A 22867-nucleotide genomic window follows, 5' to 3' on the forward strand; every position below is an offset into this window, starting at 1 on the left:
TTCGACGGGCAAAGCGGCTGCGCATCCACGGGCGCCAACAACTACCTGCGCGAGCGCCGGGTGTTTGAAGTCACCTACACCGACTGCAGAGGCAACGCCACCGTCACCCAGTACGACCTGCAAGGCAATGAACTCAGCCGCACCTTCAACGGCAAAAGGGCAGCCTCCAACCAATGGGACGGCGCTTACCAACAGAAGTACACCAACGCCCGGGGCTACAGCACCACCACGACCTACGACAGCAACTACCAACCGCTGCAAATCACCCACCCCGATGGCAGCGTGGAGAAGTACACGTATGAGCCCGTGTTTGGAAAACTGAGTAGTTTTGAAAATAGGATTGGAGTAATTAGCACATGGGAATATGACGAAAAAGGAAGGACTTCGAAATTCTTTGAGGCTAAGGGTTCTCCAGTGGAGCGATCGACTGAGTATAACTACGATCTATATGGAAATATTTTATCAATAGATCTATTTTCCAAAATTCAAGATAAAAAAATAAACTTAAAAAAATTCCAATATGATAAAAATGGGCTTGTTTTAAGAAAATATAATATTAGTACAGGATGGACTAATATTGAATATGATCTGCTTGGTAATTTAAAATCTCAAGAAGATGCTCTGGGGTTTGTGGAAAAGTACTCTTATTTAGCGAATGGATTGGTAAGTACATTTGAAAATAAAAAAAATAATATTGCATCAGTTGATTATGATGCAGTGGGTAGGGTATTGAAGCTTAAGACATTTGATGGATCGTCTAAAGAATATAAATATAACGCCAGCGGTAAAATATTAAATAGCACGGATTATAACGGTGGAGATTTTGAAAGGTTATACAATGAGACAGGGCTGCTTTCCGAAATAAAATCGCCTGAGGGTCTTGTCACATATTATAAATATGACAAAATGGGGCGTTTAATTGAAAAATCAGACTTGTCTGGCAATCAGATTTCATTTGATTATATATTGGCAGAAATTTCAGATGGTTCAAATTTAATAAAAAGTCGAATGTATCCTGCAGGCCTAAAAGATCTATACAAATATGATCAGCTTGGAAGAGTGGTGAGCACAATAAAAACTGACCACGACGGAGTTAGTTTTAATGTTGAAAGCATATATGATCCGCTTGGTCAAAAAATTCAAGAGATCGAGGATGGAGTGAGTTCGTACTGGAGATATGACGAGCTTGGAAGAAAAAAATCCTACAAAGATAAAAATGGTTATATTTTAGAATATAAATATGACTCCCTTGATAATGTTGTAGAAGTAAAAGATTCCAGCGGTAATTCATATGGTTATGAATATAAAAACAATCTCTTGGTAAAGGAGTCAGGAGGGCATGGTATTTATATTTATGAATACGATGGGAAAGGTAGACTGGTTAAAAAGATTTTAAATAGCGATGAGTATATTGAATATGGATATGATCAATTGGATCAAAAAACTCATATCGGTTATTTCAATCAGAAGAAACCTCAAGAAAACTCGCTCTATGAAATTGATTTCGATGTAAATGGAAGAATGAAAAAATATCATAGATATGATTCCAGCGGCAATGTCTCCTTTGGAACGATTTATGCAAGAGACTTCAATGGGAATGTAATTTCAGAAAAGTCCACGTTTCACACTTCTGTAAAACCTATTGATATAAATATTGAAAACAAATTCGATAAAGATGGTAAATTAACTAGTTTGCAATATCCTGATAAAACCTTTCAAACATACAAATACAGTAAAGAGTATTTGAGTCATATTTCTATTCCTGATGAAAAAGGTGGTATTCAGTGGTCCAATCATAGTTGGATGTATCCGCAAGTAATTAAATTTCCGGTTTTCGATGAAAAAATAACGTACGATGGTTTTTTTAGAACAAAAGAGAAATATTTGACTCAGGATGGATCGGATTTAAAGATATTTTCGGATAGTTATCAATACAATGATGCTGGTTTAATTTCAAAAAAAGAGACAAAAATAGACTCAAATTCAATAAAAATTAGTGTTGCTAGTGCTTTTGAATATGATGATTCTATGAGAGTAATTTTCAATAAAATTAGTGAAGGTGGGAATCATTCTGAGACTTATAGCTATGATGGGCTGGGTAATATCGTAAGCAAATTCAACTCTTTGGGAACTATAAATTTCTCATATGGTGATTTTAATAAGCTGACGGGTTTTAAAGGTTATTCTTCAGCGGAAATAAGGAATAACGATTTCGGAGCAATCGAAGAAATAGAGAGTGCTGAAAAAACCCAGCGTCTAACATATGATGCGTCTTTAAGGTTAACTGGATATAGTGATAATAATTTTAATTTCAAATATTATTATGATGTATTTGGCAGGAGAGTTGCCAAAATAGATAATTCTGGCAATCATGATACATATTATGTATATGCTAATGATGAACTGATTGGAGAAATAAATTCGGCGGGAGTGCTTTTAAAGAAGTACGGTTGGGAGCCGAACAGAGCGTATGGAAGTAGTCTGCTATGGCAAGCCGATCTGGCTGATAATGGCTACAGCTATAGCTATTTTTCTAGGGAGAAAAATGGCATGCCAATTATCGCTTTTGACGAGAGCGGAAAGATTTCATGGAGTTTGACAAGTACAAGTTTTGGCGAGGTCGAGGAAATTAATTTGAGTGGAGAATCCTTTAATTTTAGGGCTCCAGGACAATACTATGATAAAGAATCAGGGTTTTATTATAATTACAATAGATATTATAGTCCGCAGCTAGGTCGCTATATTCAGCCTGATCCTATCGGTCTTGCTGATGGGCCAAATTTGTATTCGTATGCTAAAAATGACCCTGTTAATAGTATCGATCCATATGGATTAGCTGCACAGCGCGAGTGTCCCGGGTGTACCCAACGAAGTGAAGTTCAATGCTGCTCAGATGCTGAAGCTGCCGGTTTTTATCAAAGCTCTAGAGGAACCGGCGTATTGCCTGGAGACGTTGAAGGCCTAGTAATTTGCTGCGATGGTAGCCAAGTTCCGTGTGCTAGAAGAAGAACAGATGAGATAGGGCATGAGGGTTATGATGCCGTGTATCACTGCACGCTGGAACATGAGAGAAGCCATATAGCTGATGGGATTACCAACTGTTCAGGTAAATGTGGTGAGCTTAAAGTTGGAGGGATGACAATAGATGATGTAAAAAAATCAGAATGTAGGGCATATGGTGTTGAATTCGCATGCCTAGAGAAGTATAAATGCAAGGCCGATTTTTGTATCGGTGCTCTTGAGAAAGCGAAAAGGCAGGCGAAATTTCGAGGGGAGTCTGCTTGTCGACAAGCCAATAGCTAAATCATGTTTTTATATATTATTTTGTTGTGCTCATTAGCATTATCTGGTTGCGCTGCGCGGGGTGTTGAACAATATCAACTATGCAATGATGTGAAATTAGATGCTAAAATTGTGGAGCGTAAGGTATTTTCTGAATTAGATCAATATTGGAGGCGTGAAGTGAAATCCGTTTTTGATATTAATAACTATAGATATAGCGGCCTTGACTGTGTTGAGGGAGTGAATGTAATGATTTTTTGGGTTAAGCCACATGCAGGTCTTGGGCATTTTTTTGTCCAGTTAGATAAAGATCTGAGCATTTTAGATGTGAGTGTGGGTAAATGAATTATTATGATTGAACTCTTATGAGGATCTCTAAGTGTATAGCCTCTTGCCATTATTTAATGAGATAGAATCTTGAGCATAAATTTTGCTGAGAAAGCGATTTTGTTAGAAGCCGCTGGATAGTTTTCTTCTGCAATCAAGTTCATAATCTTTCTGAAAGAGCCAAACTGTCCGAATTATTTGTCAAAATGCGTTTCGACATCCTGAATATTGCGGAATTCTTAAGTACAGGTATCGAGATAATTTCCAGTGCCGCATCGTTTAGCTCGTCGAGAGTTCTATGAGGTACTCTCCTGCTTTGCAAATTAAGATACTAGTTTCTGTCTGAAGCTAAGATAATAATCTTTAAAAATCGAAGAGTATTCGATAACATTGGTTTGTTACTTGATTCGCCAATTTGGAATGACAAAGTATAAGTTTGAATTAAGCCAAATGCTCGATGAGGCGTATATCGGAGGAGCGATAAGCTCCAGTCGATGGTTGCAGCACTAATTATGGATAAATCTAAAAATGTGCTTAAGGAGAAAAGCGTAAGCATTTAAGGTGTCTAAAGCCAAGTTGGTGGTTTTGTTTTTCAGGTCTTTCATAATGCTTGAAGAGGGTGTTGTGTTTTTAATAATGCAAATCCAACTGCTTGTTAATATATAGTTTCATGATTAATTGGTTGTTTTTAATACTCTTTTCATCTTCTCTCTTTGGGTGTACTTCTGTAGATAAATGTGATCCAGTGAGAATTGATAAAAAAATCGCGTTAGAAGTTTTTAATAATTATGGCCGTAATCGTGGTTTTGATCGAGATGTCGATCCTGATGAATTAACTGTTGATATAATGAGAGATGGTTGCGGATTTGTGGTGGCCTATGCCTTAATTCCAGCGCAACCAGGTGGCGAGTCGACTTTTCTGATTAATAATAAGCTGGAGGTTGTTCATGTGTATCGTGGGTTGTAAATTATGAAAAATAACAAATATCGGATTGGTTTTATTTTTTTTTACGAATATTAATATTGCGAAATTATTAATTTTGCTCATTGGGAAAATTGATCTCAGAAATGATTGACTTTTGGCTAAGAAATTGGTGCGAATGCAATTCGGATTGATTATGATCTTTTGGGTTTTTGCGAAGGCTTTTGCTTCTTATCCTCCTGCCATAAATTTTTCCGATGTGGTTTGCACTTCGGATGAAGTTGCGTTAGTGCAAGTGCATCGAAAAGTTTCTGAGGAAATTGAAGATTCTGTATATGACTTCACTGTAGTTAAAAACATAGTAGGCAACTCTTCAAAATATTCAATGAGACTAAATGTAAAAAACGCTAATAATCCAGTTCCCACTGAAAGCCATTATGTTGTTTTCTTGAGGAAAGTTGGTGGGGAATATTTCTTCTCTTATGGCTACTTAGGTATGTTTAACGTCTTGAATGTTAAAAGTATGTTTTTCGTAAAAAATAAATTTGACCAAGAGGTATATGATTTTTCTGGCTTTTATGAGAAGGTGAAAGCCGCTAAGCTTTTGTGCCCACAAAATGCTCGATGACAAAATTGGAGTTTGCTTTAGCAGTGATGATGAAATAGATAAATAAATGAGGAGAATCAAGACGTCAGAGGCACTGAATGAGCGCTTATTCCGAATTGACATTTTTCAAAAGACTCCAGGTAGTCAGTGTGTTACATGCATGTTTTCTATTAATTGTCTTTTTATGCGAGGCATTTTTAGGGTTTGAGTTAATAGCTTGGTGGATTGAATCCGCCTGGGCGAGATTCGCGATAACTATTTTTCTTTGGTTTGTTGGTCCCAAGATTATTGCTGTGCTGAACATCAAGGTGTAATTTGGGGCTCTCCCACATACCAGCGATGCTGCCTACAAAGTCATCGACAGGCCTACGTACAAGGCTTTCACCATCTAGGATGCAGTTCGGGTGCTACCAGCTTGTAAAGCGTTTTTAGTGCGATGAAAGGGCCAGATGGGGATTGATACCCAAATTCCGCGCTCACCCAACTTCAGCTCAAGCATGCGTCCCATCGCCGCTTCACCAAAGCGGATGAAGCACCCCCTTCCCCCTCTCCAACATTGACCCCAGCAGAGATCCAGCGCCGATCACAGCGAGCCCGCGTTAGAACCACCGCAAGGCACTCCAAAGAGCACCGCCTGAACAAGACCATCCTCGACTTCATCGGCCACCCCACCCATGTTTTCTGACGGAAGGCATCCCAGCCTGAGCGCTTAAGCCCCCCAGCACAGACTTCTCATATCCATATTTGAAATTCTTCGTGGTGCAAAGCCAGCCCGAAAGCTCCAATGGAGGCTTCGTTGCTGCTGCCGCCATGTGATGGCGCAGTCTTTACCTCCAGAAAGACGTCCCATGTTTCAGAGTTTCAAGCGTGTGCTGATCTCCGCTGCCATTGCTGTGGCGGTGCTGCCGGCTGTGGCGGCAGACAAGCTCAAGATCGCTGTCGTGCCCGGTGCCTATGCCGATTCCATCAATGCGGCGGCCAAGGATGCCAAGGCCCAGGGGATCGATGTAGAGGTAATCGAGTTCACCGACTGGACCACGCCGAACGTGGCAGTCAACAACGGCGATATCGATATCAACTACTTCCAGCACCAGCCGTTTTTGGACAACGCCGTGAAGAAGAATGGCTACGCGCTGGCCAGCGCCGGCACTGGCATTCTGGCGAATGTGGGCCTGTATTCGCTCAAGCACAAGAACGTGGCCGATGTGCCCAACAACGGCAAGGTGGGCATTGCCAGTGACCCGGTCAACCAGGGCCGGGGCCTGTTGCTGCTGCAAAAGGTCGGGCTGATCACGCTCAAGCCGGGTGTTGGTTATCTGGGCTCCATCAACGACATTGCCAGCAACCCCAAGTCGCTGCGCTTTGTTGAGGTCGAAGGGCCGCAGCTGGTGCGCATCACCGGCGATGTGGATATTGCCCAGGGCTACCCGCACTTCATCGTGGCGGCCAAGGCCTTTGATCCATCGAGCGGCCTGGCGTATTCGGGCATCGAGGACCAACAGTTCGCGATCCAGTTCGTGGTCAAGAAGGACCGGGTCAACGACCCGGTGGTGCAGAAGTTCATCCGCATCTACCAGAACTCCGAGACCGTGCGCACGGTCAGCAAAAAGTCTTTCAGCAATGACGACCGGCTCTACACGCTGGCCTGGCTGAAGAAGTAAGCGCGGCGGATTACCGACCCCTTATCCCACAAGAAAAGCAAGCGAGAAAAACATGACGAACAAGATCAACAGACGCGTGGTGGCTGCAATTGCAGCAGCGGCCATGCTGGGAGGGTGGCAACTGGCGCAGGCAGCGGACAAGATCCGCGTTGCCTCCACACCAGGGGCCACGGCCGATGCCATCAAGGCGGTGATTGCCGATGCCAAGAGCCAGGGCCTGGATGTGGAGCTGGTCGAGTTCACCGACTGGACGGTGCCCAACGAGGCCGTCAACAACGGCGATGTGGACCTGAACTTCTTTCAGCACCAGGCCTTTTTGAACAACGTCATCAAGGAGCGCGGCTACCAGCTCAAGTTTGTCGGCCTGGGCCTGCTGCAGAACATCGGCATCTACTCCGAGCGCTACCAGTCGCTGGCCGATGTGCCGGCCAAGGCCAAGGTCGCGATTGCCAATGACCCGGTCAACCAGGGCCGGGGCCTGGCGCTGCTGCAAAAGGCCGGCCTGATCCGTCTGCGCACCGGTGATGCGCCTGGCGCCACGGTGGCCGATGTCACCGACAACCCCAAGCAGCTGCGCTTCTACGAAGTCGAGGGCCCGCAGCTCATCCGTTCGCTGCCCGATGTGGACCTGGCCGTGCTCTGGCCGAGCTACTTTGTCAGCGCCGGCAAGAAGGAACAGGCCAGCAAGGCCCTGGCGTATTCGGGCATTGCAGACCGCTTCTATGCGATGGGCTTTGTCTCGCAGGCCAGCCGCGCCGACGACCCCAAGCTGCGCAAGTTTGTCCAGGTGTTCCAGAACTCTGCGGCAGTCAAGCAGGCCATCAGCCAGCAGTTCAACAACGACCCCAAGCTGTACACCTTGCCCTGGTAAGGGCAGCGACCGCAGGAGAAGCACATGGCCCTTTCAGCCGTATCCAATGTATTGCGCAGGCAGTTCCGCGCCGAGGCTGAGCCTGCGGCAGACGGCCGCAGTGTGCGGGTGAATGCGCCTGTATCGGCCTCCGCAGGCAGCCAGGGCCAGGCCCCAGCTGCGCCGCTGGGCACCGTGGTGTTCCGCGATCTGGGCAAGGTCTACCGCTCATCGGCGGGCGAGGTGCCTGCGCTGCAGAACATCACCCTGGACATTGCCGCCGGCAGCATCTTCGGCATCATCGGGCGCAGCGGCGCGGGCAAGTCCAGCCTGCTGCGCACCATCAACCGGCTGGAAGCGCCCAGCAGCGGCCAGGTGCTGGTCGATGGTGTCGACATCGGCACGCTGGATGAAGCCGGTCTGGTGCAGCTGCGCCGCCGCGTCGGCATGATCTTTCAGCACTTCAACCTGCTGTCGGCCAAAACAGTGTTTGAGAATGTGGCCCTGCCGCTCAAGGTGGCCGGTGTGCCTGCCGCGCAGATCCAGCAGCGGGTGACCGAGCTGCTCGACCTGGTCGGCCTGCAGGACAAGCACAAGACCTACCCCAGCCGCCTCTCCGGCGGGCAAAAGCAGCGTGTGGGCATCGCCCGTGCGCTGGCTACCCGGCCCGAGATCCTGCTCTGCGACGAGGCCACCTCGGCGCTGGACCCGGAGACCACGCAGGCCATCCTGGCGCTGCTGCGCGATATCAACCGCCGCCTGGGCATCACGGTGATCCTGATCACCCATGAGATGAGCGTGATCCGCGAGATTGCCGACCAGGTGCTGGTGCTGGAGAAGGGCGAGATTGCCGAGCTGGGCGAGGTCTGGCAGGTGTTTGGCAACCCGCGCCATGCCGCCACCCAGGCCTTGCTGGCACCGCTGCTCCATGGCGTGCCCGATGACTTGCAGCAGCGCCTGCAACCACAAGCGCCCGGCACCGGCCAATTTGAGCAAGTACTGCAGCTGGGCTACAGCGGGCATGACGGGCTGGAGCCGGACTTTCCCCGCATTGCCGAGGCACTGGGCGCCAAGGTGCGCCTGCTGCACGGCGGTGTGGACCGCATCCAGGGCCATGCCCAGGGCCAGCTCATCATCGCCATCGATGGTGCTGCCGCCCGCAACGACTGGGCCGCGCTGACGCAAGGCCCCGCCACCATTGCACATGAAATCAGGGTACTGGGCTATGTTGTTTGAACTGAGTATTTCCATCGACCGCTACTGGAAGGCGCTGGCCGACACCTTCATCATGGTGTCCACCTCGGCCGGTATCGCGCTGCTGGCGGGCATCCCGCTGGCCGTGCTGCTGATCGTGACGGCCCCCGGCGGCTTTCTGGAGTCGCCACGCACCAACCGCGCTGTCGGTAGCGTCGTCAACGGCTTCCGGGCCACGCCCTTTATCGTGCTGCTGGTGGCCTTGATTCCGTTCACGCGCCTGGTCACCGGCACCACGATTGGCGTCTGGGCGGCGATTGTGCCGCTGGCCATCAGCGCCACGCCGTTCTTTGCGCGCATTGCCGAGGTCAGCCTGCGCGAGGTCGATCCCGGCCTGATCGAGGCGGCGCAGGCGATTGGCTGCAAGAAGTGGGACATCGTGCGCCATGTCTATCTGCCCGAGGCCCTGCCCGGCATCATCGGCGGCTTCACCATCACCCTGGTGGCGCTGATCAGCTCCTCGGCCATGGCCGGCGCGGTGGGGGCGGGCGGCCTGGGCGACCTGGCGATCCGCTACGGCTACCAGCGCTTTGACACCCAGGTGATGCTGATCGTGATTGCGGTGCTGATTGCGCTGGTCACCATCGTGCAGACCGCCGGCGACCGCGTGGCGCACTGGCTGCGCAGCCGCTGAGCGCGGCCCACCACGGCAGCCTGCCGTGGTCTGCAGGCCAGGGCGCGTCTCTGGCCTTTCTCTCTCCGAACCACTTCAGAAAGCACCGAATGACTTCAGCGGTTGCCCAGGGCGCAGCGTTGCCCGCCGATTCCCCACCCCGCCTGCCTTTGCCGCCCAGCCAGCCCGCGCAGATCCGCAGCGAGGCCGAGGCCTTGCAAGTGGCCGCCGCGCTGGCCGAGAGCTTTCGCGGTGGCGCGGCCCGGCGCGACAGCGAACGCCTCTTGCCCTGGGACGAGATCGAGCGCTACACCGCCAGCGGCCTGGGCGGCATCACCGTGCCGCGCAGCCATGGTGGCCTGCAGGCCAGCTGGCACACCGTGGTGCAGGTGTTTGCCAGCATCAGCGCAGCCGATGCCTCGCTCGGCCAGATTCCACAGAACCACTTTGCGCTGGTGCAGAACCTGCGCGATACCGCCAGCCCCGCGCAGCAAAGCCGCTGGTTTGCCGATGTGCTGAGCGGCCACCGCCTGGGCAATGCCGGCCCTGAGCGCAAGGGCCGCGCCGCCCAGCTGAGCGATGCCACCGCCAGCCTGCGCCGGACGGCCGATGGCCGCCTGCTGGTCAACGGCACGCGCTACTACTCCACCGGCTCGCTGTTCGCCCACTGGGTGCCCTTCCGCGCCGAGGATGAGGCGCAGCGCCCGGTGCAGGTCTGGGTGCGGCGCACGGCGCCGGGCTTGCAGATCATCGACAACTGGAACGCCTTTGGCCAGAAGACCACTGCCAGCGGTGGTGTGGTGCTGAAGGATGTCGAGGTCGAGCCGCGCGATGTGATTGCGCTGCATGCGCTCAAGGACCGGCCGACCCTGTCCGGCCCGGTATCGCAGATTCTGCAGGCCGCCATCGACATGGGCATTGCCCAGGGCGCGTTTGACGAGGCACGCCAGTTTGTGCGCGACAAGACCCGTGCCTGGGTGCACTCGGGTGTCGAGCATGCCTGGCAGGATCCCTACATCATCCAGGAGTTTGGCCAACTGCAGGTGGAGCTGGATGCTGCCCGCGAGGTGCTGCTCGATGCCGCGCAGCAGCTCGATGCGCTGGCTGCGCAACCCGTCACGGACGAGAGCAGCGCCCAGGCATCGGTTGCGGTGGCGCGCGCCAAGATCTTGACCACCGAGGCCGCGCTGAACGCCAGCGAGCGCCTGCTGGAGCTGGGCGGTACCTCATCGGCCCGCGCCGGCTACAACCTGGACCGCTACTGGCGCAATGCCCGCGTGCATACCTTGCACGACCCGGTGCGCTGGAAATACCACCTGCTGGGCAACTACCTGCTCAATGGCCGCGCACCGCGCCGCCACCAGTGGAACTGAGCCACCGCACCGCACAACGACTTTGATGCGCAGGCCGGCAGCCCGCTGCCGCCCCGCCGCCGAGCAAGCACCATGACTACCTCTCCCCCTGTGATCGCCGCTGCCAACCCGGTAGCACCCGCCCCCGCACCGCGCCAGCGCCCGCCCGTGTTTGCCAGCGAGCAGGCCGCCCTGCAACAAGCCCAACAGCTGGCCGATGCCTGGGCCGGCGATGCGGTGCTGCGCGACCGCGAGCGCCGCCTGCCCTGGGCAGAAATCGAGGCCTACAGCGACAGCGGCCTCTGGGCCATCACCGTGCCGCGCGCCTACGGCGGCCTGCAGGCCAGCGCCTGGACGGTGGCGCAGCTGATCGCCACCGTGGCTGCGGCCGATGGCTCCTTGGGCCATATTCCGCAGAACCATTTCTATGCGCTGGAGGTGCTGCGCGTGGGGGGCAGCGAGGCCCAGCAGCGCTTTTTCTACGAGCGGGTGCAGGCGGGCGAACGTTTTGGCAATGCGCTGTCCGAGATCGGCCACCGCGACTACCGCCGCCGTTCGCGGCTGGAGCGGGGCGCATCGGGCTGGGTGCTCAATGGCCGCAAGTTCTACTGCACCGGCGCCATCTTTGCGCACTGGATTCCGGTGCAGACCATGCAGGTCATCGACGAAGGTAAGGACCCCGTCAGCGTGATGGTGTTTGTGCCGCGCACTGCGCCAGGCGTGACGGTGATCGACGACTGGGATGGCATGGGCCAGCGGGTCACCGGGAGCGGCTCGGTGCTGCTGGAGAACGTCGCCATCGACGAGGCCTGGATCGTGCCATTCCAATCGAGCTTTGACAGCCCCAGCACCATCGGGCCGTTTGCGCAGATCATCCATGCCGCCATCGACCTGGGCATTGGCGAAGGCGCGCTGCGCGCCACCTTGCCCTTTGTGCGCAGCCAGTCGCGCGCCTGGGTGGATGCCGGCGTGGCGCAGGCCAGCGATGACCCCTTGACCCTGCAGGCGCTGGGCAATGTGGAGCTGCGCCTGCATGCCGCGCGGGCGCTGCTGCGGCGCGCAGGCAGGCTGGTCGATGCTGCGCAGCAGGAGCCCACGGCGCATACCGTGGCTGCTGCCTCCGTCGCTGTGGCGCAGGCACGTGCGCTGGCGCATACGGCTGGCCTGCTGGCGGCCAACAAGCTGCTGGAGCTGGGGGGTACTTCAGCCACCTTTGCCGAGCATGGCTTTGACAGCTACTGGCGCAATGTGCGCACCCATACCTTGCATGACCCTGTGCGCTGGAAATACCATGCCATCGGCAACTATGCGCTGAGCGGCGTGCTGCCCCCGCGCCACGGAGCACTGTGATGGCCAGCACCCCCGCCAGCGCGCGGGCGCCCATCATCCTCAATGCCTTCAACATGGCCAGCGTGGGCCATATCAACCATGGGCTGTGGACGCACCCGCGCGACCAATCAAGCGACTACCACCGCCTGGACTACTGGACCCGCCTGGCCAAGGAGCTGGAGCGCGGCCTGTTCGATGGCCTCTTTATCGCCGACATCATTGGCGCCTATGACACCTACCAGCAGTCGGTCGATGTGACCCTGCGCGAGTCGGTGCAGCTGCCGATCAACGACCCAACCCTGGTGGTGCCCGCGATGGCCGCGGTGACCGAGCACCTGGGCTTTGGTGTCACCGTCAACCTGAGCTACGAACAGCCCTATCTGCTGGCGCGGCGCTTTTCTACCTTGGACCACCTGACCCAGGGCCGCATTGGCTGGAACATCGTCACCGGCTACCTGGACTCGGCCGCGCGCGCGATGGGCCAGCGGCAACAGCTGGCGCACGATGCGCGCTATGACCGTGCCGATGAGTTCATGGACGTGCTCTACCAGCTCTGGGAAGGCAGCTGGAGCGACAGCGCCGTGCGGCGCGACCGGGCAGGCCGCGTCTATGCCGATCCGCAGCAGGTGCGGCGTGTGCAGCACAGCGGCCCGCATTTTCAGGTGGATGGCTACCACCTGAGCGAGCCATCGCCGCAGCGCACGCCTGTGCTGCTGCAGGCGGGCAGCTCCGGCCGGGGCCTGCAGTTTGCAGCGCGCCATGCCGAATGCGTGTTCATGGCCATCCAGGACAAGGCCGCCACCGCCGCGCTGGTGCGCCAGCTGCGCGAAGAGGCCGTGCGCGCCGGCCGCCAGCCGGGCGACATCAAGGTGCTGGTGGGCATGACCCCCGTGGTGGGCGCCACCACGCGCCAGGCCCAGGAAAAGTACGAAGAGTACTGCCGCTACGCCAGCCCTGAGGCTGCGCTGGCGCATTTGTCTGCCACCGCCGGCATTGATTTCTCCACCTACCAGCGCGACACCCCGTTGCTGCAGCAGCACCGCAGCAATGGCATCGAGAACTCGATCAAGCGCCTGGCCAATGGCCGCGAGGACTACCGCCTGGGTGACCTGATCGATGAGCTGGCCTTGGGCGGGCGTTATGCCACCGTGGTGGGCGATGCCCAGCAGATTGCCGACGAGATGCAGTCCTGGGTCGAGGAAGCCGGCGTTGATGGCTTCAACCTGGCCCGCACCGTGGTGCCCGAATGCTTTGGCGACTTTATCGACCTGGTCGTCCCCGAGCTGCAGTCGCGGGGCCTGCACAAGAGCGCCTATGCGCCCGGCAGCATGCGCCACAAGCTGTTTGGCCAGGGCGACCGCCTGCCAGCCCAGCACCATGCGCAGCAGTTTCGCCAGTCCGTCCAAGGCGGTGGTGCCCAGGCATCGCCATCCCTCTCTACGCCATACGCCCAGGCCTTGGCCTGATCGCCAACCAGGAACTCCCCATGTCCCAGAACCCCTCTTCTCCGCTGCCAGGCCAACGCCGGCGTTTTCTGTCCTCGTCGCTGGCGGCCGGCGCCGCGCTGGCCACCGGGGCCTGGCGCAGCACCGCCCAGGCAGCGGTACCGGTGACGACCAAGGTGCTGAAAGTGGGGGTCACCTCGGGCCCGCATGAGCAGGTGTTCGAGGCGGTCAAAAAGGTCGCTGAGCGCGACTATGGTCTCAAGATCGAGATCGTGTCCTTCAGCGACTATGTGATGCCCAATGCCGCGCTGGATGCGGGCGACCTGGATGCCAACAGCTTCCAGCACGGCCCCTTCCTGCAGGCGGCGATCCGTGCGCGTGGCTACAAGCTGGTGGGCTTTGGCCGCACCTGGGTGGGCCCGATTGCCTTGTTCTCCAAGCGCTACAAGCGGCTGGAGGATGTGCCGGTGGGTGCCCAGATTGCATTGCCCAATGACCCGGCCAATGGCGGGCGCGTGCTGCTGCTGTTGGAGAAGGGCGGCCTCATCAAGCTCAAGCCCGGCATCGATCCGATCAAGGGCGTGTTTGCCTCGACCCAAGACATAACAGACAACCCGCGCAAGCTGCGCTTTGTCGAGCTGGAATCGCCGATGCTGGTGCGCGCGATGGACGATGTGGAGCTGGCCGCCATCAATGCCGACTATGCCTACAAGGCGGGGCTCAATCCCACAAAGGACTCGCTGCTGGTCGAGGGCGGGGACAGCCCCTATGTCTGCCTGATAGCAGTGCAGGAGAAAAACCGCGATTCGCCCTGGGTGCCGCAGCTGGTGGCGGCCTACCGCACCGACGAGGTGCGCAGCTACATCCAGCAGGCCTTCAACGGCGTGGTCATCCCCTCATGGTGATGCTGCGCCCGACCTTCCGCGTTCCCTGAGCTCCTTCACCGACACCGGCCATGACAGACAAGAAACACATGCATGTCAACGCGTTCAACATGAACTGCGTGGGACATATCCACCACGGGCTGTGGACGCATCCGCGCGACCAGTCCACCCAGTACCACACGCTCAAGTACTGGACCGACATCGCCAAGCTGCTGGAGCGCGGCCTGTTCGACGGCATCTTTATCGCCGACGTGGTGGGCTACTACGACGTCTACCAGCGTGGGGTGGACCTGACCCTGCGCGAGGCCGTCCAGCTGCCGGTGAACAACCCCTGGTTGCTGGTGTCAGCGATGGCGGCGGTGACCGAGCACCTGGGCTTTGGCCTGACCGCCACCGTCAACGCGCACCAGCCCTACACCTTTGCCCGCGATGTGACCACCCTGGACCAGCTGAGCAATGGCCGCATCGGTTGGAACATCGTCACCGGCTATGTGGACAGCGGCGCGCGCGGCCTGGGCCAGGACGGCCTGGCCGACCATGACAGCCGCTACGACCGTGCCGATGACTTTCTGGCGCTGGCCTACAAGTTCTGGGAAGGCAGCTGGGAAGACGGCGCCGTGATCGCCGACAAGGCGCGCCGCATCCACACCCTGCCGGACAAGGTGCACCCTGTTGTGCATGAGGGCCCGTTCTACCGCGCCAATGCCATCCACATGAGCGCACCATCGCCGCAACGCACGCCGGTGCTGTTCCAGGCCGGCACCTCGCAGCGCGGGCTGCAGTTTGCCGGCCAGCATGGCGAGGGCATCTTTATCGGTGCGCGCACGCCAGAGGCGGCCAGGGATGCCTCGCGCAAGCTACGAGCGGCCGCCGTGGCCGCCGGGCGCAGGCCGGATGACATCAAGATTTATGTAGGCGCAGCCGTGGTGGTGGCGCCCACCCAGGCCGAGGCTGAGGAGAAATACGCCGACTACCTGGCCTATGCCAGTGCCGAAGGCGGCCTGGCGCATTTTGCCGCCAGCACCGGTGTGGACTTTGCGCAGTACGACCTGGACGAGCCCATCGTCTACGGCCAGGGCAATGCCATCCAGTCGGCGGTGCAGGCCGCCCAGCAGCAGGGCCTGACCACGCGGCGCAAGCTGCTCGAACAGTTCAGCCTGGGCAGCCGCTACAACACCATCGTCGGCGACCCGCAGCAGGTGGCCGATGCGCTGGAGCGCTGGATCGATGTCGGCGAGATCGATGGCTTCAATCTCACCCGCATCGTCGTGCCCGAGACCTGGGAGGACTTTGCCAGCCTGGCCGTGCCCGAGCTGCAGAACCGGGGCCGCTACCGCACGCGCTACGAAGAGGGCAGCCTGCGCCACAAGCTGTTTGGCCGTGGCGATGGTCTGCCCGCCAACCACCCCGGCGCGCGGCAGCGCCGATAAGCACCGAGATTTTTTGAAAGCAGCCATGAAGTTTTTCCCCGCTCTGACAGCCCTGCTGCTGTCGCTCGCCACCTTGGGCGCCGCCCAGGCCCAGCCACTGCGCGTCGGCGTCACGCCCGGCTCGCTGGCCGATTCAGCCCAGATTGCAGCGCGCGAGGCCAAGGCCCAGGGCCTGGAGGTGCAGGTCGTCGAGTTCACCGACTGGACCCTGCCCAATACCGCACTGGTCAACCGCGACCTGGACCTGAACTACTACCAGCACCAGGCCTTTCTCGATACCTTCAACCGCGAAAACCGCCAGGACCTGCGCGCCGTGGCCGTGGGCTCGAGGGGCAATATCGGCATCTTCTCCAAGCGCTACAAAAGCCTGGACAGCCTGCCCACGGGCGCCAGCGTGGCGCTGGCCAATGACACCTCCAACCAGGCGCGTGCCATTGCCACCTTGCGCGATGCGGGCCTGGTGACCCTGCGCGCCAACGCGCCGCAGCTGGCCCAGATCGACGACATCGCCAGCAACCCCAAGAAGCTCAAGTTCATCGAGGTGGCCGGGCCCCAGCTGGCGCGGGCGCTCGATGATGCCGACATCACCGTCGTCAGCCTGGGCGGCCTGCTGCAGGCGGGTCAGCTGGAGACCGCCCGCCAGGGCCTGTACTACAGCGTCGGATCGGATGCCTTCTGGGCCATCCACTTTGTCACCCGGGCCGACAACGTCAAGGATGCGCGGGTGCGCAAGTTCATCGATATCTACCAGCAATCCCAGGCGGTGCGCCAGCAGATCCATGCCTCGTACGCCAATGAAAGCCGCTTCTACAGCCTGCCATGGCTGAAGTGATACCGCTACCTACAGGAAGAAAGACGATGATGACGTTTGCGCTGAAAAAATACCTGCTGGCGCTGGGCGCCTGCGCCATGGCAGTAGCCAGTGCCGTGGCTGCCCCGCTGAAGATCGGGGTCACCCCTGGCTCGCTGGCCGATTCGGTCCAAGTCGCCGCCAAGGAGGCCCGCCAGGCCGGGCTCGATGTGCAGGTGATCGAGTTCACCGACTGGACCACGCCCAACACTGCGCTGGATGCCGGCGATATCGATATCAACTACTTCCAGCACCAGGCCTTCTTGGATAACGCGATCCGCGACAGGGGCTACAAGATCGAGAGCGTCGGTGTGGGCCTGCTGCCCAATATCGGCCTGTATTCCAAAAAGTATGCGTCTCTGGCTGACATCCCGGCCGGCTCCTCGGTGGGGGTGGCCAATGACCCGGTCAACCAGGCCCGGGGCCTGTTGCTGCTGCAAACGGCCGGGCTCATCACCTTACGCCCTGGTGTGGGCGCCAAGGCCAGCGTGAACGATATCGTCAGCAACCCACGCAAGCTCAAGCTGCTGGAGGTGGAGGGCCCGCAACTGGTGCGTGCGCTTGACGATGTGGCACTGGCCCAGGGCTATCCGGCCCACCTGGTCAATGCCGGTCAGCGCGAGCTGGCCAGCCGCGCGCTGCTGTACTCCACCGTCGATGATCTGTACTATGCCATCCGCTTTGTGGCCCGCAGTGACCGCAAGCAGGACCCGCGCATTGCGCAGTTCGTGCAGCTCTACCAGGCATCGCCTGCGGTCGCCAAGCAGATCAGCGCCTCGTTCGCCGATGACGCCAAGCTCTATTCGCTGCCCTGGAAGAACACCGCCAAGGCCGCACCATGACTGCAGCCACATTGACACGCCAGGCGCCCGAGGCGAGCGATGCCAGCCCCCCGAGCCTGGCTGATCTGCAGCAGCGCTTTGCGCCGGTGTTTGCACGCATTGCCGAAGGGGCGGCCGAGCGCGAGCACAGCCGCAGCCTGGCCCATGCACCGCTGCAATGGCTGCGGGACAGCGGCTTTACCGCCTTGCGCCTGCCCAGGGCCTGGGGCGGCGGCGGCGCGTCGCTGGAGCAGCTCGTGGCCTTGCTGGTGGACCTGGCCGAGGCCGACCCCAACCTGACCCAGATCCTGCGGCCGCATTTTCTGTTTGTGGACCGCGTGCTCTACCAAGGCACGGCCGAGGCACAGCGCCACTGGCTGCCCTTGGTGGCCCAGGGCGCCACCTTTGGCAACGCCACCACCGAGGTGGGCGAGGGGGCCGTCGGCAGCCTGCAGACCAGCTTGGTGCCCGACCCAGCGGCGCCTGGCCAGTGGCGGCTCAACGGCCAGAAGTTCTACAGCACCGGCAGCCTGTATGCCGACTGGATCAGCGTGCTGGCGCGCGCGGTGGTGCCGGGCCAGCCCGACCAGACGGTGCATGCGCTGGTGGCGGGCGATGCGCCTGGCGTGGAGCGGCTCGATGACTGGCGCGGCTTTGGCCAGCGGTTGACCGGATCGGGCACCACGGTGCTGCGCGATGTGCAGGTGCCCGCGCATGCGGTGCTGCAGTTCCGCTCCGGCGAGCCTTCGCCTATCGTGGCCTTTGCACAGCTGTTCCACCTGGCGAGCCTGGCGGGCATTGCCCGCGCGCTCAGCCGCGACACTCTGGCCTATGTGCAGGGGCGCCGCCGCGTGTTCAGCCACGGCGCAGCGGCTTTGCCCAAGGACGACCCGCTGGTGCAGCAGATCGTGGGCCAGCTGGCCAGCACCGCCTACATGAGCGAGCTGGTGGTGCGCGATGTGGCCCAGGCGCTGGGCCCGATCCTGCGCAGTGCCGAGGCGGGCCAGGCGCGCGCCGACAAGGCCCAGCTCGACGCGCTGGAGCTGCGTGCGGCCCAGGCCCAGGTGGCCGTGGTGGATGCGGTGCTGCAGGCGGCAACCCGCATGTTCGATGTGGGCGGATCGAGCGCGCTGGCCGAGGGCCTGCGGCTGGACCGCCACTGGCGCAATGCCCGCACCTTGGCCTCGCACAACCCGGTCATCTACAAGGCCAAGTCGGTGGGCGACATGCTGCTCAATGGCGCGGAGCCGGTCTACTTCTGGCAAGTGGGCCTCGCAGCAAAAAACGCATAAGAACATGAGATTTCATTCCTTGGCCTCAGGCGGCGCAGTGGTTGTAATGGTTGTCTTGACGCTGGAGGCAGCGACCCGGATAGGCCGGGCCCTGGACCCTTGCGTGTGAACGACTGGAATGAACATGAGCCGCATCTTGAAAACCGTCATCGTCAATGGCAGCCTGGGCAAGCCTTCGCGCACCCGCAGCCTGCTGGACAGCTTGCACCTCCAACTGGGCCAGGCCCTGGGCCAGTCCGCCCAGGCCGTGCGCCTGGATGTGCGCCATATCGACCTGGTCGATCTGGTGGTCGACATTGGCCCGGTGCTGTACAAGGATGCGCTGTCCGCCCAGGCCCGTGATGCGCTGGAGGCGATCGAGACGGCGGACTTCCTGATCGTCGGCTCGCCCGTGTTCCGGGGCAGCCTGCCGGGCCTGCTCAAGCACCTGTTTGACCTGGTGGACCAGCATGCACTGCAGGGCACGCCCGTGCTGCTGGCCGCGACCGGTGGCAGCCCACGCCATTCGTTGGTGCTGGACCACCAGCTGCGCCCGCTGTTTGGCTTCTTCTCGGCATTGACCTTGCCGATCGGCGTCTATGCAACGCCCGAAGACATCCAGAACGGTGTGGTGGTCAGCGAAGCGCTGCACAAGCACATCGCACTGGCCGTGGACCTGGCCGTGCCGGTGCTGAGCGCGTTGGCGCACAGCCAGCGCAGCAGCCAGCCGGCCTTGCATGCGCTGGAGCGCCAGGCCGCCTGAGCGCGTTCAGGCTTCTTTTAAACGCCACCCGCCTGCATACGCTGCTGGCGGGCTGGCGCAGCATGCCCTGCGGCGTCTGCTGCACGCCCCTTGCCTTGCAGCCTCCCTGACCCTTTGCCATGGCCTCTACCTCATCCCCGCCGGAGCTGTTCTGGTTCCTGCCCACGTCCGGCGACACCCGCTACCTGGGTGCCTCGGACTTTGGCCGCCAGCCCACGCCCGAGTACCTGCGCAGCATTGCCACCACCAGCGAGAACCTGGGCTATGACGGGCTGCTGATTCCGACCGGCAGCTCTTGCCTGGACCCCTGGGTGGTGGCATCCAGCCTGGTGGCGGTCACCCAGCGCATCAAGCTGCTGGTGGCGCTGCGCACCTCGCTGGGCATGCCGGTGCCCAGCGCGCGCCAGGCCGCTACCTTGGACCAGGCGCTGGCCGGGCGCCTGCTGCTCAATGTGGTGCCCGGGGGCGATGCCACCGAGCTGGAGGCCGATGGCGTGTTTCTGGCCCACGACGAGCGCTATGCCTATGCCGATGAGTTTCTGAGCATCTGGCGGCGCCTGCTGGCCGGCGAGACGGTGGACCACGAGGGCAAGTACTTCAAGGTCAAGCAGGGCAAGAACTTTTTCGAACCGCTGCAAAAGCCGTATCCGCCGTTGTACTTTGGCGGCTCCTCCGATGCCGCCCATGACCTGGCGGCCAAGCATGTCGATGCCTATCTGACCTGGGGCGAGCCGCCGCAGGCCGTGGCGCGCAAGTTTGCCGATATCCGGGCGCGTGCCGCCGCTGCCGGCCGCCAGCTGCGCCTGGGTGTGCGCCTGCATGTGATTGTGCGCGAGACCAATGAGGAGGCCTGGGCCGATGCCGATCGCCTGATCAGCAAGCTGACCGACGACGACATTGCCAAGGCGCAGCAGAACTATGCGCGCATGGATTCGGTTGGCCAGGCGCGCATGGCGGCCTTGCATGGCGGCAACCGCCAGAAACTGGAGGTGGCACCCAACCTCTGGGCCGGTGTGGGCCTGGTGCGCGGTGGTGCCGGTACCGCGCTGGTGGGCGATGCGGCCACCGTGGCCGAGCGCCTGCGCGAGTACATGGAGATTGGCGCCGATACCTTTGTGCTGTCGGGCTACCCGCACCTGGAGGAGTCGATCCGCTTTGCCGAATTGGTGTTTCCGCTGATGGGCAAGAAGAGCGTGACCACCGCGCGCTCGCAGACCGGCGGCGCGTTTGATGTTCGTGGTGTTCAACAATGGAAGGAGTCGGCCTCATGAGCCTGCCCGTGATCGATATGCGCTGCCGGCCAGCGTTCTTGCACAACTTTTTTGGCGCAACGCCCGGCTCGCCCGAGCATGACACCGCCCGCTGGCTGAACCGGCGCGTGGGCACGCGCGGTAGCGACACGCATTTTGAGGAATCGCTGACCCAGGACGGCTTTTTGCAGGCAGTGCGCGATGCCGGCCTGAGCCAGGCGGTGGTCGTGGGGCGGCACACGCCTTCGCAGCACCTGCCCAACGACACCATCCACCAGATCGTGCATGGCCACCGCGAGTTGCTGGGCATTGCCGGGGTCGACCCGGTGCTGCAGGGCGAGCAGGCGGCGCTCGACGAGATCGAGCGTGCCATCAAGGTGCTGGGTCTGCGCGGCATCGACCTGGAGCCCGGCTTTGGCGACCCCGCCCGCCACCCCGATGACCCTGTCTACTGGCCGATCTACGAGCGTGCGCAGGCACTGGGCGTGCCGCTGTTCCTGATGAGCGGCCCGACCACGCCGGACCCGAGCTTCAACGACCCGGCACGCCTGGCCAAGGTGGCGCAGGCCTTTCCCGATCTGCCGCTGGTCGTCTACCACGGCTACTGGCCGCGCGTGCAGGAGGCCATTGGCCTGGCCTTCCGCTATGCCAATGTCTACCTGGTGCCGGACATGTATGTGTTCCAGCCCGGCAGCCAGGCCTATGTGCAGGCCGCCAACCAGTTCCTGGGCGACCAGCTGCTGTTTGGCTCGTCCTACCCCTTCCGCCCCATCCGCCAGAGCATTGACGACTTTCTGGCACTGGGCTTTGACGAGGCCGTGCTGCCCAAGCTGCTGCATGGCAATGCGGCGCGGATTTTGAAGCTGTAATCAGCGCTGGAAAGCCATCGCTCTCGCTGCAACCACAGTGCCCGGCCGCATCAGCAGCCGGGCACTTTTGCAAATGCGGCCGCCAGATGGTCGATCAGCGCCCGCACCGCCGGCAGCATGCCCCGGCGCGAGGCGAATACCGCATGCACCGCCTCCTTGCGCGGCCCCCATTCGGGCAGCACCTTGACGAGGGTGCCTTGTTCCAGCTGCTCGTGCACCATGATCATCGGCAACTGCACGACACCGAGGCCGGCCATGGCCGCGCTGCGCAGCGCCACCATGTCGGTGGTGATCAGGCGCGGCGTGTGGGTCACCTGGATGCTGGGCAGGCTGTCGTGTTCGAGCTTCCACACAAACTGCTGCTCGGGCGAGCCCAGCCAGAGGCTGGGCCACTGCGACAGATCGGCGGGGCTGCGCACAATGCCCTGGCGTGCGGTCAGGATAGGGCTGGCCACCAGGTGCTGGGCATGCACCGAGAGCATGCGCACCGACAGGTCGCTGTCCTCCAGCGGCATGGTGCGCACGCGGATCGCCAGGTCAAAGCCCTCGCCAATCACATCGACGGGGCGGTTGGTGGCCTCCAGCTGGATCGTTACCTCGGGGTACATGACCATGAAGTCGGTCAGCATGCGTTCGACCAGCTCATGGAGCAAGGTGATGGGGCAGCTCAGCCGCACAACGCCCCGGGGCTGCGACTGCACGGCATCGATGCTCAGCTGCGCGGCCTCGGCCTCGACCAGCATGGCCTTGCAGTGCTGGTAGTAGGTCTGGCCCAGCTCGGTCACGGCAAACTTGCGCGTGGAGCGCAGCAGCAGGCGCACGCCCAGGCGCTCTTCCAGCAGCGCGATGCGGCGGCTGAGCTTGGACTTGGGCATGCCCAGCGCGCGCCCGGCAGGCGCAAAGCCGCCGTGGTCGACGACTTGGACGAAATAGAACAGGTCGTTGAGGTCAAATTGCTGCATGGGGCGCTCGGCTGAATGGTCTTTATCGTTCAGGAAATAGAACTATCAAGGCGAATTATGCCGTCTACCGCCTCCAGTGTTTCAACCCCACAATAACGGTACAGCCTTCCGACACCTAGCTTGGA

Annotated in this window: 20 protein-coding genes; 19 read left to right on the forward strand and 1 reads right to left on the reverse strand. The window is 59.0% G+C overall.

Going from position 1 to position 22867, the window contains the following annotated elements; all coding sequences use genetic code 11:
• Positions 1-60: 60 nt before the first annotated feature.
• The 19 genes from LPW39_RS23495 (at position 61) to LPW39_RS01755 (ending at position 21780) form a co-directional block, all read left to right on the forward strand.
• Complete coding sequence (locus tag LPW39_RS23495) at positions 61-3303, forward strand: RHS repeat-associated core domain-containing protein (RefSeq protein WP_330166582.1); 3243 nt, start codon at positions 61-63, stop codon at positions 3301-3303.
• A 3-nt stretch (positions 3304-3306) separates the two neighbouring features.
• A complete protein-coding gene (locus LPW39_RS01670) occupies positions 3307-3627 on the forward strand; it encodes a hypothetical protein (protein WP_230770792.1) in 321 nt (106 codons plus the stop codon).
• A 652-nt stretch (positions 3628-4279) separates the two neighbouring features.
• On the forward strand, positions 4280-4576 hold the full coding sequence (locus LPW39_RS01675; RefSeq protein ID WP_230770794.1) for a hypothetical protein: 297 nt from the start codon (positions 4280-4282) through the stop codon (positions 4574-4576).
• Between the two features lie 112 nt (positions 4577-4688).
• Positions 4689-5159, forward strand: a complete 471-nt coding sequence (locus LPW39_RS01680) for a hypothetical protein (protein WP_230770796.1) — start codon at positions 4689-4691, stop codon at positions 5157-5159.
• 827 nt (positions 5160-5986) lie between these two features.
• A complete protein-coding gene (locus LPW39_RS01685; protein WP_021026289.1) occupies positions 5987-6799 on the forward strand; it encodes a MetQ/NlpA family ABC transporter substrate-binding protein in 813 nt (270 codons plus the stop codon).
• A gap of 52 nt (positions 6800-6851) precedes the next feature.
• A complete protein-coding gene (locus tag LPW39_RS01690) occupies positions 6852-7670 on the forward strand; it encodes a MetQ/NlpA family ABC transporter substrate-binding protein (RefSeq protein WP_230770797.1) in 819 nt (272 codons plus the stop codon).
• Positions 7671-7694: 24 nt separating this feature from the next.
• Positions 7695-8885, forward strand: coding sequence for a methionine ABC transporter ATP-binding protein (locus tag LPW39_RS01695; RefSeq protein WP_230770799.1), 1191 nt, complete (start codon positions 7695-7697; stop codon positions 8883-8885).
• Positions 8875-9537: a methionine ABC transporter permease gene (locus tag LPW39_RS01700; RefSeq protein ID WP_133855220.1), complete on the forward strand. Its 663-nt coding sequence runs from the start codon at positions 8875-8877 to the stop codon at positions 9535-9537. The genes LPW39_RS01695 and LPW39_RS01700 overlap by 11 nt, the downstream gene beginning before the upstream one ends.
• An 89-nt stretch (positions 9538-9626) precedes the next feature.
• Positions 9627-10889, forward strand: a complete 1263-nt coding sequence (locus tag LPW39_RS01705; RefSeq protein ID WP_230770801.1) for an SfnB family sulfur acquisition oxidoreductase — start codon at positions 9627-9629, stop codon at positions 10887-10889.
• 72 nt (positions 10890-10961) lie between these two features.
• Entirely contained in the window at positions 10962-12218 is a 1257-nt protein-coding gene (locus LPW39_RS01710) for an SfnB family sulfur acquisition oxidoreductase (protein ID WP_230770803.1), read from the forward strand.
• A complete protein-coding gene (locus LPW39_RS01715) occupies positions 12218-13663 on the forward strand; it encodes an LLM class flavin-dependent oxidoreductase (RefSeq protein ID WP_230770805.1) in 1446 nt (481 codons plus the stop codon). Before LPW39_RS01710 ends, LPW39_RS01715 begins: the two co-directional genes overlap by 1 nt.
• Positions 13664-13683: 20 nt before the next feature.
• Complete coding sequence (locus tag LPW39_RS01720; protein ID WP_230770807.1) at positions 13684-14547, forward strand: MetQ/NlpA family ABC transporter substrate-binding protein; 864 nt, start codon at positions 13684-13686, stop codon at positions 14545-14547.
• A gap of 50 nt (positions 14548-14597) precedes the next feature.
• A complete protein-coding gene (locus LPW39_RS01725) occupies positions 14598-15956 on the forward strand; it encodes an LLM class flavin-dependent oxidoreductase (protein ID WP_230770809.1) in 1359 nt (452 codons plus the stop codon).
• A 25-nt stretch (positions 15957-15981) separates the two neighbouring features.
• Entirely contained in the window at positions 15982-16788 is an 807-nt protein-coding gene (locus LPW39_RS01730; RefSeq protein WP_230770811.1) for a MetQ/NlpA family ABC transporter substrate-binding protein, read from the forward strand.
• Positions 16789-16814: 26 nt separating this feature from the next.
• The gene (locus tag LPW39_RS01735; protein WP_407928771.1) at positions 16815-17648 is read left to right on the forward strand and encodes a MetQ/NlpA family ABC transporter substrate-binding protein; all 834 of its coding nucleotides are present in this window, start codon (positions 16815-16817) and stop codon (positions 17646-17648) included.
• Entirely contained in the window at positions 17645-18919 is a 1275-nt protein-coding gene (locus LPW39_RS01740; protein ID WP_230770813.1) for an acyl-CoA dehydrogenase family protein, read from the forward strand. The genes LPW39_RS01735 and LPW39_RS01740 overlap by 4 nt, the downstream gene beginning before the upstream one ends.
• A gap of 124 nt (positions 18920-19043) precedes the next feature.
• Entirely contained in the window at positions 19044-19661 is a 618-nt protein-coding gene (locus tag LPW39_RS01745; protein ID WP_230770815.1) for an NAD(P)H-dependent oxidoreductase, read from the forward strand.
• Positions 19662-19780: 119 nt separating this feature from the next.
• Positions 19781-20932, forward strand: coding sequence for an FMNH2-dependent alkanesulfonate monooxygenase (ssuD, locus tag LPW39_RS01750; protein ID WP_230770817.1), 1152 nt, complete (start codon positions 19781-19783; stop codon positions 20930-20932).
• On the forward strand, positions 20929-21780 hold the full coding sequence (locus LPW39_RS01755; RefSeq protein WP_230770818.1) for an amidohydrolase family protein: 852 nt from the start codon (positions 20929-20931) through the stop codon (positions 21778-21780). Before ssuD ends, LPW39_RS01755 begins: the two co-directional genes overlap by 4 nt.
• Before the next feature lie 50 nt (positions 21781-21830).
• Here LPW39_RS01755 and LPW39_RS01760 read toward each other — a convergent pair whose 3' ends face one another.
• The gene (locus LPW39_RS01760) at positions 21831-22742 is read right to left on the reverse strand and encodes a LysR family transcriptional regulator (protein ID WP_230770820.1); all 912 of its coding nucleotides are present in this window, start codon (positions 22740-22742) and stop codon (positions 21831-21833) included.
• Positions 22743-22867 lie beyond the last annotated feature (125 nt).

The sequence above is a fragment of the Comamonas koreensis genome (assembly GCF_021026195.1).
GTDB classification, from domain to species: Bacteria; Pseudomonadota; Gammaproteobacteria; order Burkholderiales; family Burkholderiaceae_C; genus Comamonas; species Comamonas koreensis.

Excerpts from the sequence above, each read along its gene's own strand:
- LPW39_RS01735 (WP_407928771.1), top strand. The coding sequence starts at position 16,815 with ATGATGACGTTTGCGCTGAAAAAATACCTGCTGGCGCTGGGCGCCTGC.
- LPW39_RS01745 (WP_230770815.1), top strand. The coding sequence starts at position 19,044 with ATGAGCCGCATCTTGAAAACCGTCATCGTCAATGGCAGCCTGGGCAAG.
- LPW39_RS01695 (WP_230770799.1), top strand. The coding sequence starts at position 7,695 with ATGGCCCTTTCAGCCGTATCCAATGTATTGCGCAGGCAGTTCCGCGCC.
- LPW39_RS01740 (WP_230770813.1), top strand. The coding sequence starts at position 17,645 with ATGACTGCAGCCACATTGACACGCCAGGCGCCCGAGGCGAGCGATGCC.
- LPW39_RS01755 (WP_230770818.1), top strand. The coding sequence starts at position 20,929 with ATGAGCCTGCCCGTGATCGATATGCGCTGCCGGCCAGCGTTCTTGCAC.
- LPW39_RS01670 (WP_230770792.1), top strand. The coding sequence starts at position 3,307 with ATGTTTTTATATATTATTTTGTTGTGCTCATTAGCATTATCTGGTTGC.
- LPW39_RS01675 (WP_230770794.1), top strand. The coding sequence starts at position 4,280 with ATGATTAATTGGTTGTTTTTAATACTCTTTTCATCTTCTCTCTTTGGG.
- LPW39_RS01720 (WP_230770807.1), top strand. The coding sequence starts at position 13,684 with ATGTCCCAGAACCCCTCTTCTCCGCTGCCAGGCCAACGCCGGCGTTTT.
- LPW39_RS01710 (WP_230770803.1), top strand. The coding sequence starts at position 10,962 with ATGACTACCTCTCCCCCTGTGATCGCCGCTGCCAACCCGGTAGCACCC.
- LPW39_RS01690 (WP_230770797.1), top strand. The coding sequence starts at position 6,852 with ATGACGAACAAGATCAACAGACGCGTGGTGGCTGCAATTGCAGCAGCG.
- LPW39_RS01705 (WP_230770801.1), top strand. The coding sequence starts at position 9,627 with ATGACTTCAGCGGTTGCCCAGGGCGCAGCGTTGCCCGCCGATTCCCCA.
- LPW39_RS01700 (WP_133855220.1), top strand. The coding sequence starts at position 8,875 with ATGTTGTTTGAACTGAGTATTTCCATCGACCGCTACTGGAAGGCGCTG.
- LPW39_RS01685 (WP_021026289.1), top strand. The coding sequence starts at position 5,987 with ATGTTTCAGAGTTTCAAGCGTGTGCTGATCTCCGCTGCCATTGCTGTG.
- ssuD (WP_230770817.1), top strand. The coding sequence starts at position 19,781 with ATGGCCTCTACCTCATCCCCGCCGGAGCTGTTCTGGTTCCTGCCCACG.
- LPW39_RS01725 (WP_230770809.1), top strand. The coding sequence starts at position 14,598 with ATGACAGACAAGAAACACATGCATGTCAACGCGTTCAACATGAACTGC.
- LPW39_RS01730 (WP_230770811.1), top strand. The coding sequence starts at position 15,982 with ATGAAGTTTTTCCCCGCTCTGACAGCCCTGCTGCTGTCGCTCGCCACC.
- LPW39_RS01760 (WP_230770820.1), bottom strand. The coding sequence starts at position 22,742 with ATGCAGCAATTTGACCTCAACGACCTGTTCTATTTCGTCCAAGTCGTC.
- LPW39_RS01715 (WP_230770805.1), top strand. The coding sequence starts at position 12,218 with ATGGCCAGCACCCCCGCCAGCGCGCGGGCGCCCATCATCCTCAATGCC.